The sequence below is a fragment of the Pantoea sp. RCC30.1 genome (assembly GCF_058148845.1).
In genome coordinates this window covers 320,960-335,555 of sequence record NZ_JBXUHX010000001.1, presented here as the reverse complement: position 1 = coordinate 335,555, position 14,596 = coordinate 320,960, and the positions used below count along the sequence as shown (strand labels likewise).

Below are 14,596 nucleotides of genomic sequence, written 5' to 3'. Positions count from 1 at the left end.
CCATTGATATTTCAGAGGGGAAGCAGGGTTGCCCCTGCTATTAATCAGTTATAAATCATTACAAAGTTAGAGACTGAGTTAGCAGCACCGACATCAATTGGCGCACCATCGCTTTTATAATCGGCAAAGAAATTTAAGTCCGCAGAACCGCCCTCGTCAGCCGCTACCAGGTTGACCGCTTTGGAAACGGATCCAATCGAAATCGGTGTGCTGCGGTCAGCTTCATAAAGTTTAATTCCCACGCCGGTTGCACCACCACTTGTGACTTTCAGCAGGGAGTTGTCACCGCTATCTTTATCGCCATCAAACAGCACAGCAACGGTTTTAACTGATGAAGGACAATCTTTCACTGAGATAGTGAATGGTGTTTCCGTAGTTTCGTTGCGGCTTTCGAAATACGATTTCGCCCACTTACCTAAATCAACGCTCTGGTTTTTACTTGCGGTAGAAACGTCACAGGAAACATCGGTAATTTCGCCGGTAAATTTCACTGCACCACCGGCACCCTGTGTACCGGCTGCTGCTCCCGGATTAGGATTAATCGGTGATGGACCATTCGCAGGTGTTGCTAATACCGATCCGGAAATCATAAGGCCAGCCAGTGCCACTGGCAGAATACGTTTTCTGATATTCATCAAACCTGTCTCTTTTCAATACATACAAAGTGGCTGGAGTTAGCCACCTGATGGATAGATATGCATTTTAAAAAATGCGCCAACACAACAACCCGAGGTTTATTATGTTGGCGCCATAGTAGCGCTGCACAGCTATATAAAAGATAAACAACTCGTTTCGTTACGGTCCAAAATAATAGCTCGAACACTTTTCGTGTTCTGGATCAAGTTTCAGAAATTTAAGAAAAGGATTAACCAGACGGCTCGCTTCATTTATAAAATAATATATTCACCTTTGCGGTGCTTTATTTTTACCTTAAATATTTATAGGCTCCAGAATGGGAATATATTTTCTGGCGTGTGTGAATGTGAAATAGTGCAGAAGTGACGCTCAACAATAGCCAGCAATGATCATTCATGATGATGAAATAGCCAGCTAGTGAGATTATTCGGGGGTGATGACAGTCAGGCCAGCTGGTGCGACTTAAAGCAGATCGTGATCCATCGGCGTACGAAAAGCGTGGCGTGCGGCGATCATCAACTGACTGGCTGTCACGGTGGTGGGGAGTCGCATCAGAATTTTGCTCGCCTGCCAGTAACAGAGCACCATGACCTCATCCTCCTCCTGTTCAGCCAGTTCTTGCAGCCGGAGGCGCAGTGACAACACATCAATAGTCTGCTGCTCATCCAGCATGTCAGAGATCGTCTGGTTGATAACGCGATGGAGAGTTTTCCAGGTGAGATCGGTATGCAAAATAAACCTCTTTTAACGCTAATCGGCTCAGGGCAGACAGGCAGCAGGCAAGTAGCAGAAATGGCTTCGTAATTAGAGAGAGCAAACTCTGCTGATAACTATAGCTGCTCATTAGCGGCGATGCAGGGCCAGCTGTTGAGAATGCCAAAGCTGATAATTCTAACGACTAATAACCCTGCCTGTCGCCTGTTACGCACAGGTCAGCGGCTGATTGCTGATTTTTGTAACAATTACGGCTGATTCTTAACTGGCTGAAGCAGAGAGGATTTGCCAGGGTAAATACCCTTCCCGTTCCGTTTATCATTAAGGAGTAATTGATGAGTCAGCATGCTAATGCACTGGTCTGGGGCCACGGCCCGGCGATCTTCGAAGTCTTTCTGGAGCCCACCTGTCCTTTTTCGGTGCGTACATTCAATAAATTAGACGCATTACTGGCGCACGCGAGTGAAGATAAGATCACCGTGAAGATCCGGCTACAATCTCAGCCATGGCACCTCTATTCCGGGCTGATTGTGCGCTACATTCTTGCCGCCGCCTGCGAAAGTAAAGAGGCGGCGAGGAAGGTGATGCAGGCGGTGGCCGATCATCGTGAAGAGTTTGAATTTACCGATCACTGTACCGGCCCTAACCGCGAGGCCACGCCGAATCAGATTCTGGCCCGCCTGAAAGAGTACAGTGGCGTGGATGCCAGCGCCGCATTTGATCAGCCTGATGTGCAGACCGCCATTAAATGGCACTGCAAATATGCCCGCCAGAACGGTATTCACGTTTCACCGACCTTTATGGTTAATGGCCTGGTGCAGCCTGAGCTCAGCAGCGGTGACGACATTGAGCACTGGACAAACGTTCTGATTGGTTAGTTTTTGTGCGCGGCTGCAACGGGCCGCGTCAGACTGTCTCTCTCCTTTGCGATCCAGCAAAGACGCAATCTCAATATCCTGATAATTAAGCCTGTTTTCCCATGAGCAGGCCGGGTAAGCTGTACCGCTATCAGCAGCATTTACACCGCTGCTACATCATCTTAACGGCGTCGCTGGCCTGTTTTTACGCCAGTCTGGCGCCTGATTCATTGAGGAATTGCGGATGCCGATGACGCTTGAACAGATACAGGACAAATATCCGGGTGCATTTACAGATGCATTTGGTGATTCCCCGGAATTAGCCAGCGAACTCGCGACGCTAATTATTGCCGGAAAGAAGGTGGCCTCCTGCGGTTCGTTACGCAGCTGGCAGGAGCAGGAAGCATTGCCTCAGCCAGGCGGTTACAGCATTGTTCTGAACGGAGAAAAGCGGCCCGTCTGCGTGATCCGCACCACCGGGCTGTTCCTGACGCGCTTTGATCGCGTGACGCCAGAGATGGCGATGCTGGAGGGTGAAGGCGATCTCAGCCTCGACCACTGGCGGCAGGAACATCAGCGCTACTTTGAGCGTGCAGGCTATTTCCACAGCGAAATGGAGCTGATCTTCGAGACCTTCCAGCTGGTCGAGGTGATTTAAACCGGCACCTTACAGCGTGTTGGCTGCCATCAGCGCCAGCCGCGTAACGCCACGGGCGGCGAGGTTCTCAGCCGCCTGAGCCGCGCGCATCCCACTGGCGCACACCAGCACCACGCGCTGATCCAGTGGCGGCTGCCAGGCCGCTATCTGCTGCGGCAGAATCCGTAACACCCGTCCGTCCACACTAAACGGTGCCTCCTCCACGCTGCGCAACTCCACTATGCAATCGTCTTCCGTCAGCATAGACCGATCGATAAACGGCGTGCCCGGCGCTTCCGGTTCAGGTGCGTTATCAAAGCGGAACTGCCTGATGTGCCAGTCAACAAAGTCACAGTGGATCATGCAGCCGAGCGGCGACGGCGTCAGTTTTAACAAAACACTCAGCGCCATCTGCGCCTGCATGGCACCCAGCGTCGCCACCGCGGGTCCCATTACGCCAGCCGTGTTGCAGTTACCCGAGGCCGTGGGCAACTGCGGGAACAGCGCGCGATAGCCGGGTGCGCCGCCACAGAATCCGCCGACATAGCCTTTGCGTCCCAGCACCGAGGCACAGATCAGTGGCAGACCGCGCGGATAGCACGCGTCGGAGAGCTGATAAGTAATGGCGAAGTTATCCGCCGCATCCACTACCAGGTCGATCCCCTCCAGCGCCAGCGGCAGTTGACTGGCGCTGAGCGAGTATGGATGTACCTCAACGTGGCAGTCAGGATTTCGCTGCGCCAGCGCGCGCTGAGCACAGATTGCTTTGGGCTGACCGACCTCGTCGATGCCAAACAGTGTCTGCCGGTGAAGGTTGTGCAACTCAACCCGATCGCCATCGTAAAGACGAATAAACCCGACGCCCGCGCCCGCCAGCAACGGTAGCAGCGACGCGCTAAGCCCGCCCGCCCCCACCACCAGCACATGTGCCCCGCTCAGCCGCTCTTGCCCCGCTTCGCCAATCTCCGGCAACATAGTCTGTCGCTGATAACGCTCCATCGCCGCTCCTTAACTGAACTGTGCCAGACCAAAAATGGGCGTGGAGGCAAAGGCCATGTCGCGCTGCTCCATCAATCCCGCCTGAAACGCCTCATGCCCGCCGTGGATCGCAGCAGCAAAGGCACCGGCCATCCGCACCGGATCGCGCGCTTTTGCCACCGCCGTGTTAAGCAGCACGCCGTCGAAACCCATCTCCATCGCCTGAGCCGCCTGACCGGGTGCGCCAATGCCCGCATCAATAATCAGTGGCACATCTTTAAACCACGCACGCATGGCACGTAGCCCTTCGATATTGCGCAGCCCCTGACCGGAACCAATCGGCGCGCCCCATGGCATCAGCACTTTACAACCCGCTTCCAGCAGTTTCTCACCGACAATCAGATCTTCGGTGGTGTAAGGAAAGACCTGGAAGCCATCAGCACAGAGGATCCGCGCGGCTTCAACCAGCGCAAAGGGATCGGGTTGCAGCGTGTCGGCATGGCCGATGACTTCCAGCTTGATCCAGGGCGTGTCGAACAGTTCACGCGCCATCTGCGCCGTCGTCACCGCCTCTTTCACCGTGTGGCAGCCTGCGGTATTGGGCAGAATGCGTTTGTTGAGCTGTTGCAGCAGCGAGCGGAAAGCACCGCCTTCACTGCCTTCCCGGCGCAGGCTGACGGTAATGATCTCCGCACCTGATGCGTCGATCGACTGATGCAGGATGTCCGGTGAGGGATATCCGGCGGTACCGAGCAGAAAGCGTGATTGCGGCGTGAATTGATAGAACATGGTTAACCTCCCTGCATAGGTGACAGGATTTCCAGCTGGCTGCCCGCCTCAAGCGGCTGGCTGGCATAGCGGCTGCGTGGCACAAATTCTCCGTTCAGTGCGGTCGCGACGGTGCGCGGGTCAATCTGCTGCTCCGCCATTAGCTCTGCCAGCGTGTCTGCATCGGTTTCAATCGTGTGTCCATTAAGTTGAACTCGCATGAGTTATCTCCTGAGTAAGTTGCAGCATGAGTTTTTCAGCCATAATCGGAGCCAGCAAAAAGCCGTGACGGTAAAGCCCGTTGAGCGAGAAACGACCCTTTTCATAGCGGACTTCAGGCAGGTTCTGTCGATAAGCGGGACGCAGACCGGTGCCGCTCTCCACGATCCGCGCTTCGGCCAGCGCCGGATGCAGACTATAAGCGGCACTGAGCAGCTCCATCATCGCTCTGGCACTGATCGGGCTGCTGTCGTGGCTTTCGACCATCGTGGCACCCAGCATGAAGTGCCCGTCTGCACGCGGCACCAGATAGCAGGGAAAGCGTGGGTGCAGCAGCCGGACAGGACGGGAGAGTTGAACATCGGGGGTCTTCAGGATCAGCATTTCACCCCGCACAGCGCGCAGTGCGGGCTGCTGATCCGCGGCGTGAATGCCACGGCAGTCAATGAGGGTGCCGGTGGGTTTACCGCTGTGTAAGGGCACGCCAGCCTGTTGCAATTTGTCGCGCAGTTGCTGCATCGCGCGGCGGGGATCGAGATGTGCTTCCGCCGCAAAAAACAGCCCACGCGCAAAGCGATTTTCCAGCGCCGGTTCGATCTCTCCGGGCGCGACCCACTGATGCTGCTGAGTCATGCTGGCGAAGCGTGTCAGTTCGCGGCTGTCACGCGGTGGCGCAACCACCAGCGTGCCCTGCTGCTCCACGCCATTGACGCGTTGCGCCCACCAGCCCGCAGCGTGCTGGCCCCATTCGATCACCTGTGGCGGCGCGCTTTCAGCTTCGCACCAGGGCGCGAGCATGCCGCCCGCCCAGTGCGAGGCGGCACGACAATCAGGCTGCGTAATGATTTCGACGCTTTCTCCCCGCTCCACAAGCAGCGTGGCGACGCACAGCCCGGCCACGCCGCTGCCAAGCACCGACCAGCGGCTCATGGTGTCCACCGGCGAGGAAGAGAGAGATTCAGGATGAGATATTTCACTTTGGCCTCGTTATAAGTTAACGAAGACCCGTGATACGGAGGGAAAAGGCAGAGACGTCGCAAATGCGCCCCTGCGGCAAGTATCTGATGCGATACCCGTCTTCCTACGCCAGTATCAACTGGGTCAGGTTCTAAGGGTCGCTAAGCCGCGCGATGCGCTATTAGCCTCTCAGTCTCTCTGGCGAGACTCCCCTGACGGGTTTAGTTGTAAGTTAAGCGGGCAGCTTCGTCAAGCCGCGTGCAGGATGCAAAACCAGAGTGTTGGGATTAACGGGCAGAACCGAACCACCAGTCAGCGGCGGTTGCCAGTGCCACAAAGGGTCCCGCCAGTGTCTGATTATGATGGTCAATAATACTTTTCGCAGAGAGGTGCGGATTATCGACGGTGGTATGCGCATCGGAAATCAGCACGACGTTAAAACCCAGCTCCGGTGAGGCCCGACAGGTAGTATCAACACAGAACTCCGTTTTCATTCCGGCAATCACCAGTTGTTTGATGCCTCTTTGCTTGAGCTGGAATTGCAGGCCGGTATCCCTGAAACAGCTGGGATATTTTTTTGTGACAACGACATCTGATTGCGGGCTGACCTGTAATTCCGGGATCAGGCGGGTCAACGGGCTTTGCTCATTAAAAGGGGAATTATCAGGTCCGATGTGCCGCGCAAAAAAGACGGGTACTTGAGACTGCCGTGCTTTGGTTATGAGCAGATTGATATTCGACAGAATGCTGCCTGCGGCAAAAGGTGCCGCTGGACCATGAAAAAGGCCCTGCTGCATATCGATGATTAAAAGTGCGCTTTCAGATGTCATCATGACCTGGCTCCATTCAGTTTTTTAAGAACGGAGAACAGGTCCCCGTCCGGTTCGGCGGGGAGTGAGAATCTGTTGTGTCAGGTGCCAGTCACAGAGTCGCCCACGTCGCCGCTGAGCGCGGTGGTGGTGACGGTTGTGAAAGTCAGAACTGACATAAACATTTCTAATCCTGAATTGATGAATTCGTGAGGAGTCGCCCCCGGAAGGAGGCAACTGGCATCTACATTACCCTGAACGTTGTCACTTTTAAAGCGCCTGCAGCGATTGCGTCACCACGTCGGTGATTTCACGAATACGTGGTTCGGCGCGGCGATAATAGGTCCATTTTCCCACTTTGCTGGCTTCGACCAGCCCGGCACTGTGAAGTGCTTTCAGGCATAACGACGTGGCGGGCTGTGATAAACCCGCCTTATCCTGTATGAGGCTGGCACAGACGCCATACTGATCGAAGGGATAGAGCTGGGTATAGCCCGCAAACGCTTCTTCAGGATTTTTAAGCCACTTCAGCACTGCCACTCGGGTCGGATTGGACAGTAACTTCAGGGCATTTTCGGGGGACATGCCGCCTCACAGAGTATCAGGATAGAAAAACAGGATAGTCAGTATAGCCTTTCTCAGTGCCGCCATACAGGGAGGCGTTATCGACCTCATTCAGCGGATAGCCAGATTTAATGCGCGCAGGCAGGTCGGGATTGGCGATGAACGAACGGCCAAAACCAAACAGATCGCCCCAGCCTTTTTCCAGCATATGCTGCGCTTTTTCAGCCGTGTATCGGCCTGAATAGATGATCGGAGATCGGAATGTTTCCCTCAATGCGACGCGGAAACTCTCTGGCATGTCCGGGCTATTATCCCAGTCCGCTTCGGCAATGGAGAGATAGCCGACTTCCAGCTCATTCAGCAGTTCTGCTGCGCGGATGTAGGTCGCCTGTGGATCGCTTTCGACCAGGCCGAGATAAACTCGCTCTTCGTCAGTGCTCGAAAACAGAGGCGCAAATCTGACGCCCACACGATGGCTGCCAAAGACCGAGCTGACCGCCTCAACGACTTCACGCAGGAAGCGCAGACGATTCTCCACTGAGCCACCATATTCATCCATACGGAAGTTAGTGTGCTCAGAAATGAACTGATTAATCAGATAACCATTGGCGGAATGCAGTTCAACGCCATCGAAACCGGCTGCTTTGGCATTTTCCGCTGCATGTCGGTAGAGCGCCACGATCTCTTTAACTTCCTCTGTGGTCAGCGCCCGTGGCTCGCTGGGTGCAGTCAACATCCCCTCGCCTGGTCCGGTTTCAATGAATACCCGTACGTTGTCGGCCGCAATGGCAGAAGGCGCAACCGGTGCCTGCTTGCCCGGCTGAAGTTCATTGTGTGACACACGGCCTACATGCCAGAGCTGGCAGAAAAGGGTGGCACCTTCCTGATGTACCGCCTCTGTGACCTTTTTCCAGCCAGCGATTTGCGCGTCGCTGTGGATCCCTGGCGTCCAGGCATAGCCCTGCCCGCGAGGCTCAATCTGGGTGCCTTCGGTGACCATCAGCCCCGCGCTGGCACGCTGGCGGTAATACTCAACCATCATATCGCCGGGAATGTTGCCCGGCTGTTCACTGCGGCAGCGCGTCAGCGGCGGCAGGACAATGCGGTTACGAAGCTTGAGATCGCCCAGGTTCAGGGGGGTAAAAAGTGACGGCATAACAAAAAGTCCTCTGATGTTTAAGAGGCGCCATTATATTTACACATTTAAATTTGTAAATGTGTAATCTGTGCTTTTGTTCCGGGACCGTTTCTCAGGAGTGGATCCTGCAGACGTCGAACTCAGGCCAGCTGCAGGGTCATCAGGACATTAAGAAGCGTATTTTTCAGTGAACGCCTGCCACTGCTGGCGATAGATATCCAACTGCTTCAACGCACCATCAATAGACGGTTGTGCAGCATTGCCGGGATTCGGCGTTGCACGGATTATTGCCGCAAAGGCACTGAATACAGCGTTCATATCACCGCCCGGGTTCATGGCTTTCATCATATCGCTCAGCTCAACCTGAGGCCGTGCGGTGCCGCTTTCAAACTTTTTGAGATAATCACGAGCACTATCCTGCATGTCGTGAGTGCCATAACGCATAGCTAATGTCAGCGTATCCTGAGCGCCCGACAACATCGTACTGTTACGAATAGCCACTTTGACGTTTATCATCTGATCAGCGATGCCAGTTGCCTGTTTCTGGTTATCTACGGAGACATATTTTTCAATCAGTTTATGGAGCTTAGACTGAGTCAGGGTAAGCGCCATGGCTTCTGCGGTATCGCTGTTATCGTACCGACCACGCCCCACCTGCCCTTCAGCCAGCACCTGATGTAAGGCAGCAGCAAAGTCATCCATCGCACTCTGCGTATTGTCAGCCGTCATACTCAGCAGTGGACTAAATGAGCTGGCGTCCGAGCTGGTGTTGAGATCATTGAATAAGGCATATCCGAGATTAACGGACGGCCCCTGACCGGATGACTTTGACTCTGCCAGTGCTTTCAGATTTTTTTCCTGCTGCTCTGCAGAAATGGGCTCATCGCGGGCTTGTAACAGCCGTGCTCTTGCCTCCGGGGAAATTACCACCACACTGGCCGGTAATTCTTTTGCGGTAAGGCTCTCTTTAATGCTGTCCGATACTGTATTTGGTGTGATGAGCGTGGTTGAATATCCTCTTGCCACGTCTGTGGTAATGCCACTGATTAACCCCATAATGCCCTCTACGGTTTGTCTGGTTGAGTAATTAATCGGCAAGATGTAACTAATCTTTACAGGAATATATTCAATCCGTGAGTGAGGCGACTTATTTGAGGTTTAAATATCGGAGCGATTACGACAGGACTTTACTTCATCATGCGTTCAGAATCCTTAAGTTGAACCTCCAGCAGGACAGCATAACCAGACAGGGAAAATTCAAAGGAAAAGTTGTGATTAATATACTTTCTTTAGACGCGCTTGGGCCACGCATTTGTATTATGGGGCCGTCGAACAGCGGGAAATCTACCCTGGCTGATGCTATTTGTCGCAAAACAGCCTTACCTGCCGTTCATCTGGATCAACTTCACCATATTCCGGGAAGTAAATGGATTCCCAGAACACCGGCTGATTTTATTCGTTTGCACGCTGAAGCGGTAAGTCAGGAAAAGTGGGTTATGGATGGGAATTACACAAAATGTATTGAAGAACGTCTCGCTCGCGCCACAGGATTTATTCTTCTGGATGTAAAAGTACCAGTGGCGCTGTTTCGGTATATTCGCAGATGTTATTCATCCACACCACGAGTTGGAGGCCTGGACATGAGCAGAGAGCATATGACCCTGGATATGCTCAAATATATTCTCCTTACTGCTCCGAAAAATCGAAAGCGTCATAAGAAGCTTTACGATCAGGTCAGACTTCCAAAACTTTTGCTTCATTCTTCGCGTGATTTTCAAACCTGTTCGGAATACTGGGGCTTATCATTAAAAATTACTGACCAGTACCAGTGCGATTAATCAACGAGCATCAAGCTCGTCAAAAGCGTATTCAGCGACCCGACTGGCCCGGCATGATTTATATCTGAACGGGTTGTATCCCAGGGCATGGCGTCATCGGTACAGTAATCCCCAATGCATTGCATTTCGGCAGAGTCAGTGAGTAAACCCACCGGGATCCAGATATAGGGCTTGCCACGCAACAGGTTAGGCACGGTAGAGCCACAGCTGGAACAAAAATCGTTGCGATAACCTGAGGGTTTACGCCACGAAGCGATTCGGCTTGCACCTGATAGCCAGCTAAAGTCCGCCTCATTCACCACCGTCGCCAGGTTATAGCCGGTTCCGCTCTGCTTTCTGCATAGTGAACAGTGGCAGCGGTAATAAAAGGCGGGGGTGACTGAGATTTCAAAAGTCACGGCTTCACACAGACATCCGCCTTTCATTTTATCGCCTTGTGGGTTGGGGTACGGGATGGACTGGTATTTTACGGTTCTGACTTAGCCGCGGGTAATTATCAGTCATCCCTGACCGTAATCAGCTACGGCTGAATACCAGTTTCAGACCTGCCAGCGCAAAGCAGCAGGCTAAAAGTGCATCGAGTCCGCGACGAATACGACGGTAAAAGGCGCCCATGACAGCGGTTGAAAACAGCAGAGCATATCCGCCGAACACAAAGACGCAAATGGCCGCACAGCCGCAGATAATGATCGGTAGCGTTGAAGCCATTCCCTCCGGCTTGAGCGCAAACGACATAATGGCTACCCAGGTGAGAATCGCTTTGGGATTGCCGATATGCATCAGGATACCCTGACGGAAAAGCCTGCCATAAGCGACCCGCTCATCGCTGGCGTTAAAGTCACTGTCTTCCGTCCGGCGTAAGGCAGATTTGCCCGCTTTAAACGCCAGCCAGAGCAGATATAAGCCACCGCCAATTTTTAAGGCGATCAGCAACTGTGCGAAGGTTGCCAGCACGGTCAGCACACCGCAGGCGGCCAGCAGCGCCCAGATCATCGACCCACTCACGACACCCGCAGCCAGCGCCAGTGCGGCACCTCGGCCCTTTTTCATCGCGGTGCCCATAATAGCCATATTGCTCGGCCCGGGACTGGCCGTGGCGACAAGATAGGTGGTGAAGATCAGGATTAACTCGTGCGAAAGCGCCATTATTGCCTCGGTGATGAGTGGTTATCCATCTGTTATATCGGCTGGCGTATGAATTTACAATTTATTCACACGCTGCCGTTCAGCTTCCAAAGGATGGTCGCCACCATCAGGTGCTTTTTGCCCTTACAGGCACGCTGAATTAACGTCCGCTGCCACTATCACAGTAAAAACCGCCTTCTGACGACGGTGTATCCATGCGATGCGGTTAGCGGCATTGTTATAAATCTCAGCAACAGGAAAAGATTATTTCCCCAGAATCTCTCTGCGGACAATCTCTGCGCCAGCACTTAACGCGTGAAGTTTGCCATTCGCAACCTGACGCGGCAGAGGGATCATCCCGCAGTTGGTTGAAGGATAGAGATTTTCAGCATCCACAAACTGCAGCGCTTTGCGCAGCGTCTCAGCCACTGCTTCAGGCGTCTCAATCTCATGGGTTGCCACATCGATGGCACCGACCATGACTTTTTTACCGCGAATCAGCTCGATCAAGTCCATCGGAACGCGCGAGTTCTGACACTCCAGTGAAACGATATCGATAGCCGAACGCTGCAGTTTCGGGAACACCTCTTCGTACTGACGCCACTCAGTGCCCAGCGTCTTCTTCCAGTCGGTATTCGCTTTAATGCCGTAGCCATAGCAGATGTGTACGGCGGTTTCGCACTTCAGACCTTCAATAGCACGCTCTAACGCAGCGATACCCCAGTCATTGACTTCATCGAAAAAGACGTTAAATGCTGGCTCATCAAACTGAATGATATCCACACCGGCCGCTTCTAACTCTTTGGCTTCCTGATTCAGGATTTTGGCGAATTCCCAGGCCAGCTTTTCGCGACTTTTGTAATGATTGTCATAAAGGGTATCGATCATGGTCATCGGACCCGGCAGCGCCCACTTAATAGGACGATCGGTCAGCTTACGCAGGATTTTCGCATCTTCAACAAACACGGGCTTCTGACGTGAGACTTCACCCACCACGGTCGGGACGCTTGCGTCGTAACGATTACGGATGCGAACCACTTCGCGCTTTTCAAAATCCACGCCGCTGAGATGTTCAATAAAAGTCGTCACGAAGTGCTGACGGGTCTGCTCCCCATCACTGACGATATCAATACCGGCCCGAACCTGATCGTCCAGACACAGACGCAGCGCATCTCTTTTGCCATCAATTAACTCGTCATCCTGCAATTTCCAGGGTGACCAGAGCACTTCTGGCTGCGCAATCCAGGAAGGTTTAGGCAGGCTGCCAGCAGTGGATGTCGGTAATAAGGTTTTCATAGCAGGTGACCTTCTATTTTTAATTAATCAAAGAACGAATTCAGCAGACCATTGCGCGAGAAGTGTCTGATTAGGCTTTATGAAATGCGCCTCAGTAAACTTGCCCTGCTCGACGGCAAGTCGGCTGCGCTCTTCGCGATCGTAAACAATGCGGGTTAACGAATAATCCTGATGCTGCAGCGTGGGCTGATAGCACAGTCCGGCTGCAGAATTCGCGTTATAAATTTCAGGGCGATAGATCTTCTGGAAAGTTTCCATCGTACTGATGGTGCTGATCAGCTCAAGGTTGGTGTAATCACTGAGCAGATCACCGTGGAAATAGAAAGCCAGAGGCGCAACGCTGCCCTGCGGCATAAAGAAACGCACTTTCAGGCCCATTTTACCGAAGTAAAAGTCAGTCAGGGAAGGCGCATCCTGCTGATATTCGATGCCCAGTACCGGATGCTGATTACCGGTGCGCACGTAGGTATTTTTACTCGATACGCTCAGGCAGATAACCGGAGATTTACTGAAGCTCTCTTTATAGGCCGCTGAGTTCACAAAGCTTTTGAAAATGTTGCCGTGCAGCTGACCAAAATCATCCGGCAGGCTGAATTCTGTCTGGCCTTTATTGTGCTCAGTCAGCACGACGCTGAAATCATAATCACGCACGTAGGATGAGAAGTTGTTGCCGACAATCCCTTCAATGCGCTGACCAGTTTTATGATCCACGATATGGGTTTTTAAGATTTCAATCGCAGGGAACAATTCGTCATTACTTTCGGGACGAAGATTCAGCTCAGCAGAAATAATCTCAAGTTCGACAGAATAGCGATCGCTTTTTGGATTGTCCCAGTGTGCCAGCGCATTAAAACGGCTGTCGATCATCGCCAGGGCATTATGCAGATTTTCCTGACGCTTTTCGCCGCGCGCTAAATTAGCGAAGTTAGTCGTCGCCCGCGTATTTTTCGAAGGGTTATAGTTTTCGTCGAAACGAATGCGCTTAAGGGTAAAGGCTAAGTTGTTCATCGCTATCGGGTATCCTGGTCGCTGATATGAATGGTTTCTTTAAGGGGTTATCCAGAGATGCTGTCCCTTAACAAGTATTCATATGACTCAAAGTTATTAACAATTCTTACTTTATGCCTCAACAATGAGTTGAAAAAAAGTGATTAAATTTCAACGAACATGAAGGAAATTCATGTTGAGGCAGCAAAGTGGGCGTTTTTTCATGAAGAGAGCGAGGCTTTTAACTCTGGCCAATAAATCCTTGTGTTAAAAGCCCTGCAGCAGGCGGGTTAAGCTGACCGCTAAATTTTATAGAAATTATCGCACATTACTTTGTGTGCGCCTGATTTTACAGAGAGCCTGCTGGCCACCTCTTTCATCAGTTTGCCCAACCCACCGTCACGCGCTGACTGCGTCAGGCGTGATGCCGGCCCGGTCAGTGCCAGCGCCGCGATCAGTTTATCATTTTCGCCAAACACCGGTACTGAGAAGGCTGCGATATGCGGATCGCGCATACCTGACGTGAACAGCGGAAGCTCAGGTGCAGTGTCAAACAGAGGTTCACTCAGACCCCAGTAGCGAAGCACCTGTCCGATAGCAGAATTATCCAGCGGCAAAAACGTGCCCGGCAGGCGCGTTTCACGCAGTCCTTCCGAAGGCTCGGCTCTGAAAAGACAGAGCCGTTGCTCGTTTTCAATCACATACCATGAGGCGCTTTCGCCTGTTGCGGTCGCCAGTGCATGAAGCTCAGGCTGAACAATACTGGCCAGATGAAAGGATTGTTCATAGAGCTTGCCCAGATAAAGCAGTCTGGGGCCCAGCGTGTAAACGCCATTGTCGCGGCGAATCACATAGTTCATGCGCTCAAGTGAGTTCATCAGGCGATAAACCGTCGTTTTATGGTAGCCCGAAAGCTGCGCCAGGGCAGTAAGCGTCAGCGACTCCTCGCCAGGTTTGAAACAATCCAGCAGCGCCAGCGCTTTTTCTACGGCAATTACGCCTTCATTCCCCATCAGTACGTCCTCCTGTGTGCGACGGCAGGCAGTTTACCGCGCAATTTGTGATTCACATCG

General features: G+C 52.8%; 18 protein-coding genes and 1 riboswitch. Of the genes, 3 read left to right on the top strand and 15 right to left on the bottom strand.

All coding sequences use genetic code 11. From position 1 onward, the window contains the following. Positions 1 to 44 precede the first annotated feature (44 nt). Complete coding sequence (locus tag AC2LB6_RS01635) at positions 45 to 635, bottom strand: fimbrial protein (RefSeq protein ID WP_490092145.1); 591 nt, start codon at positions 633 to 635, stop codon at positions 45 to 47. A 463-nt stretch (positions 636 to 1,098) separates the two neighbouring features. Beyond that, a complete protein-coding gene (locus tag AC2LB6_RS01630) occupies positions 1,099 to 1,368 on the bottom strand; it encodes a hypothetical protein (protein ID WP_490092144.1) in 270 nt (89 codons plus the stop codon). A gap of 317 nt (positions 1,369 to 1,685) precedes the next feature. On the opposite strand from AC2LB6_RS01630, the gene AC2LB6_RS01625 reads away from it, so the two are divergent. Beyond that, positions 1,686 to 2,228, top strand: a complete 543-nt coding sequence (locus AC2LB6_RS01625; protein ID WP_490092143.1) for a DsbA family protein — start codon at positions 1,686 to 1,688, stop codon at positions 2,226 to 2,228. A gap of 223 nt (positions 2,229 to 2,451) precedes the next feature. Then, positions 2,452 to 2,865 (top strand): ASCH domain-containing protein, encoded by a 414-nt coding sequence (locus AC2LB6_RS01620; protein ID WP_490092142.1) that lies wholly within the window; start codon positions 2,452 to 2,454, stop codon positions 2,863 to 2,865. 9 nt (positions 2,866 to 2,874) lie between these two features. On the opposite strand, the gene AC2LB6_RS01615 is transcribed toward AC2LB6_RS01620, so the two are convergent. From AC2LB6_RS01615 to AC2LB6_RS01580, 8 genes are all read right to left on the bottom strand, one after another. After that, the gene (locus AC2LB6_RS01615; RefSeq protein ID WP_490092141.1) at positions 2,875 to 3,843 is read right to left on the bottom strand and encodes a HesA/MoeB/ThiF family protein; all 969 of its coding nucleotides are present in this window, start codon (positions 3,841 to 3,843) and stop codon (positions 2,875 to 2,877) included. A gap of 9 nt (positions 3,844 to 3,852) precedes the next feature. Next, positions 3,853 to 4,611, bottom strand: a complete 759-nt coding sequence (locus AC2LB6_RS01610; RefSeq protein WP_490092140.1) for a thiazole synthase — start codon at positions 4,609 to 4,611, stop codon at positions 3,853 to 3,855. Positions 4,612 to 4,613: 2 nt separating this feature from the next. Continuing rightward, positions 4,614 to 4,811 (bottom strand): sulfur carrier protein ThiS, encoded by a 198-nt coding sequence (gene thiS / locus AC2LB6_RS01605; protein ID WP_090964665.1) that lies wholly within the window; start codon positions 4,809 to 4,811, stop codon positions 4,614 to 4,616. Further along, positions 4,795 to 5,739 carry an FAD-dependent oxidoreductase gene (locus AC2LB6_RS01600; protein ID WP_490092139.1) on the bottom strand — a complete coding sequence of 315 codons (945 nt, stop codon included), beginning with the start codon at positions 5,737 to 5,739 and terminating at the stop codon, positions 4,795 to 4,797. Before AC2LB6_RS01600 ends, thiS begins: the two co-directional genes overlap by 17 nt. A 131-nt stretch (positions 5,740 to 5,870) precedes the next feature. Beyond that, positions 5,871 to 5,990, bottom strand: a riboswitch (TPP riboswitch). Positions 5,991 to 6,053: 63 nt separating this feature from the next. Further along, positions 6,054 to 6,599 (bottom strand): cysteine hydrolase family protein, encoded by a 546-nt coding sequence (locus AC2LB6_RS01595; RefSeq protein ID WP_490092138.1) that lies wholly within the window; start codon positions 6,597 to 6,599, stop codon positions 6,054 to 6,056. A gap of 246 nt (positions 6,600 to 6,845) precedes the next feature. Continuing rightward, on the bottom strand, positions 6,846 to 7,160 hold the full coding sequence (locus AC2LB6_RS01590; RefSeq protein ID WP_490092137.1) for an ArsR/SmtB family transcription factor: 315 nt from the start codon (positions 7,158 to 7,160) through the stop codon (positions 6,846 to 6,848). 16 nt (positions 7,161 to 7,176) lie between these two features. Next, entirely contained in the window at positions 7,177 to 8,295 is a 1,119-nt protein-coding gene (locus AC2LB6_RS01585) for an alkene reductase (RefSeq protein WP_490092136.1), read from the bottom strand. Positions 8,296 to 8,445: 150 nt separating this feature from the next. Then, positions 8,446 to 9,333, bottom strand: a complete 888-nt coding sequence (locus AC2LB6_RS01580) for a hypothetical protein (protein WP_490092135.1) — start codon at positions 9,331 to 9,333, stop codon at positions 8,446 to 8,448. Positions 9,334 to 9,548: 215 nt separating this feature from the next. Here AC2LB6_RS01580 and AC2LB6_RS01575 point away from each other — a divergent pair, with 215 nt between their 5' ends. Next, positions 9,549 to 10,115 carry a P-loop NTPase family protein gene (locus tag AC2LB6_RS01575; RefSeq protein ID WP_490092134.1) on the top strand — a complete coding sequence of 189 codons (567 nt, stop codon included), beginning with the start codon at positions 9,549 to 9,551 and terminating at the stop codon, positions 10,113 to 10,115. Here the strand turns inward: AC2LB6_RS01575 and AC2LB6_RS01570 are convergent. The 5 genes from AC2LB6_RS01570 to AC2LB6_RS01550 form a co-directional block, all read right to left on the bottom strand. Beyond that, positions 10,112 to 10,540 carry a GFA family protein gene (locus AC2LB6_RS01570; protein ID WP_490092133.1) on the bottom strand — a complete coding sequence of 143 codons (429 nt, stop codon included), beginning with the start codon at positions 10,538 to 10,540 and terminating at the stop codon, positions 10,112 to 10,114. The two genes, AC2LB6_RS01575 and AC2LB6_RS01570, sit on opposite strands and share 4 nt — an antisense overlap. A gap of 91 nt (positions 10,541 to 10,631) precedes the next feature. Next, entirely contained in the window at positions 10,632 to 11,261 is a 630-nt protein-coding gene (locus AC2LB6_RS01565) for a LysE family translocator (protein WP_490092132.1), read from the bottom strand. Positions 11,262 to 11,504: 243 nt separating this feature from the next. Beyond that, positions 11,505 to 12,536: a methionine synthase gene (locus AC2LB6_RS01560; protein WP_490092131.1), complete on the bottom strand. Its 1,032-nt coding sequence runs from the start codon at positions 12,534 to 12,536 to the stop codon at positions 11,505 to 11,507. A gap of 27 nt (positions 12,537 to 12,563) precedes the next feature. Then, positions 12,564 to 13,544, bottom strand: coding sequence for a DUF1852 domain-containing protein (locus tag AC2LB6_RS01555; RefSeq protein WP_490092130.1), 981 nt, complete (start codon positions 13,542 to 13,544; stop codon positions 12,564 to 12,566). 281 nt (positions 13,545 to 13,825) lie between these two features. Further along, positions 13,826 to 14,536 carry an IclR family transcriptional regulator gene (locus AC2LB6_RS01550; protein ID WP_490092129.1) on the bottom strand — a complete coding sequence of 237 codons (711 nt, stop codon included), beginning with the start codon at positions 14,534 to 14,536 and terminating at the stop codon, positions 13,826 to 13,828. Positions 14,537 to 14,596 lie beyond the last annotated feature (60 nt).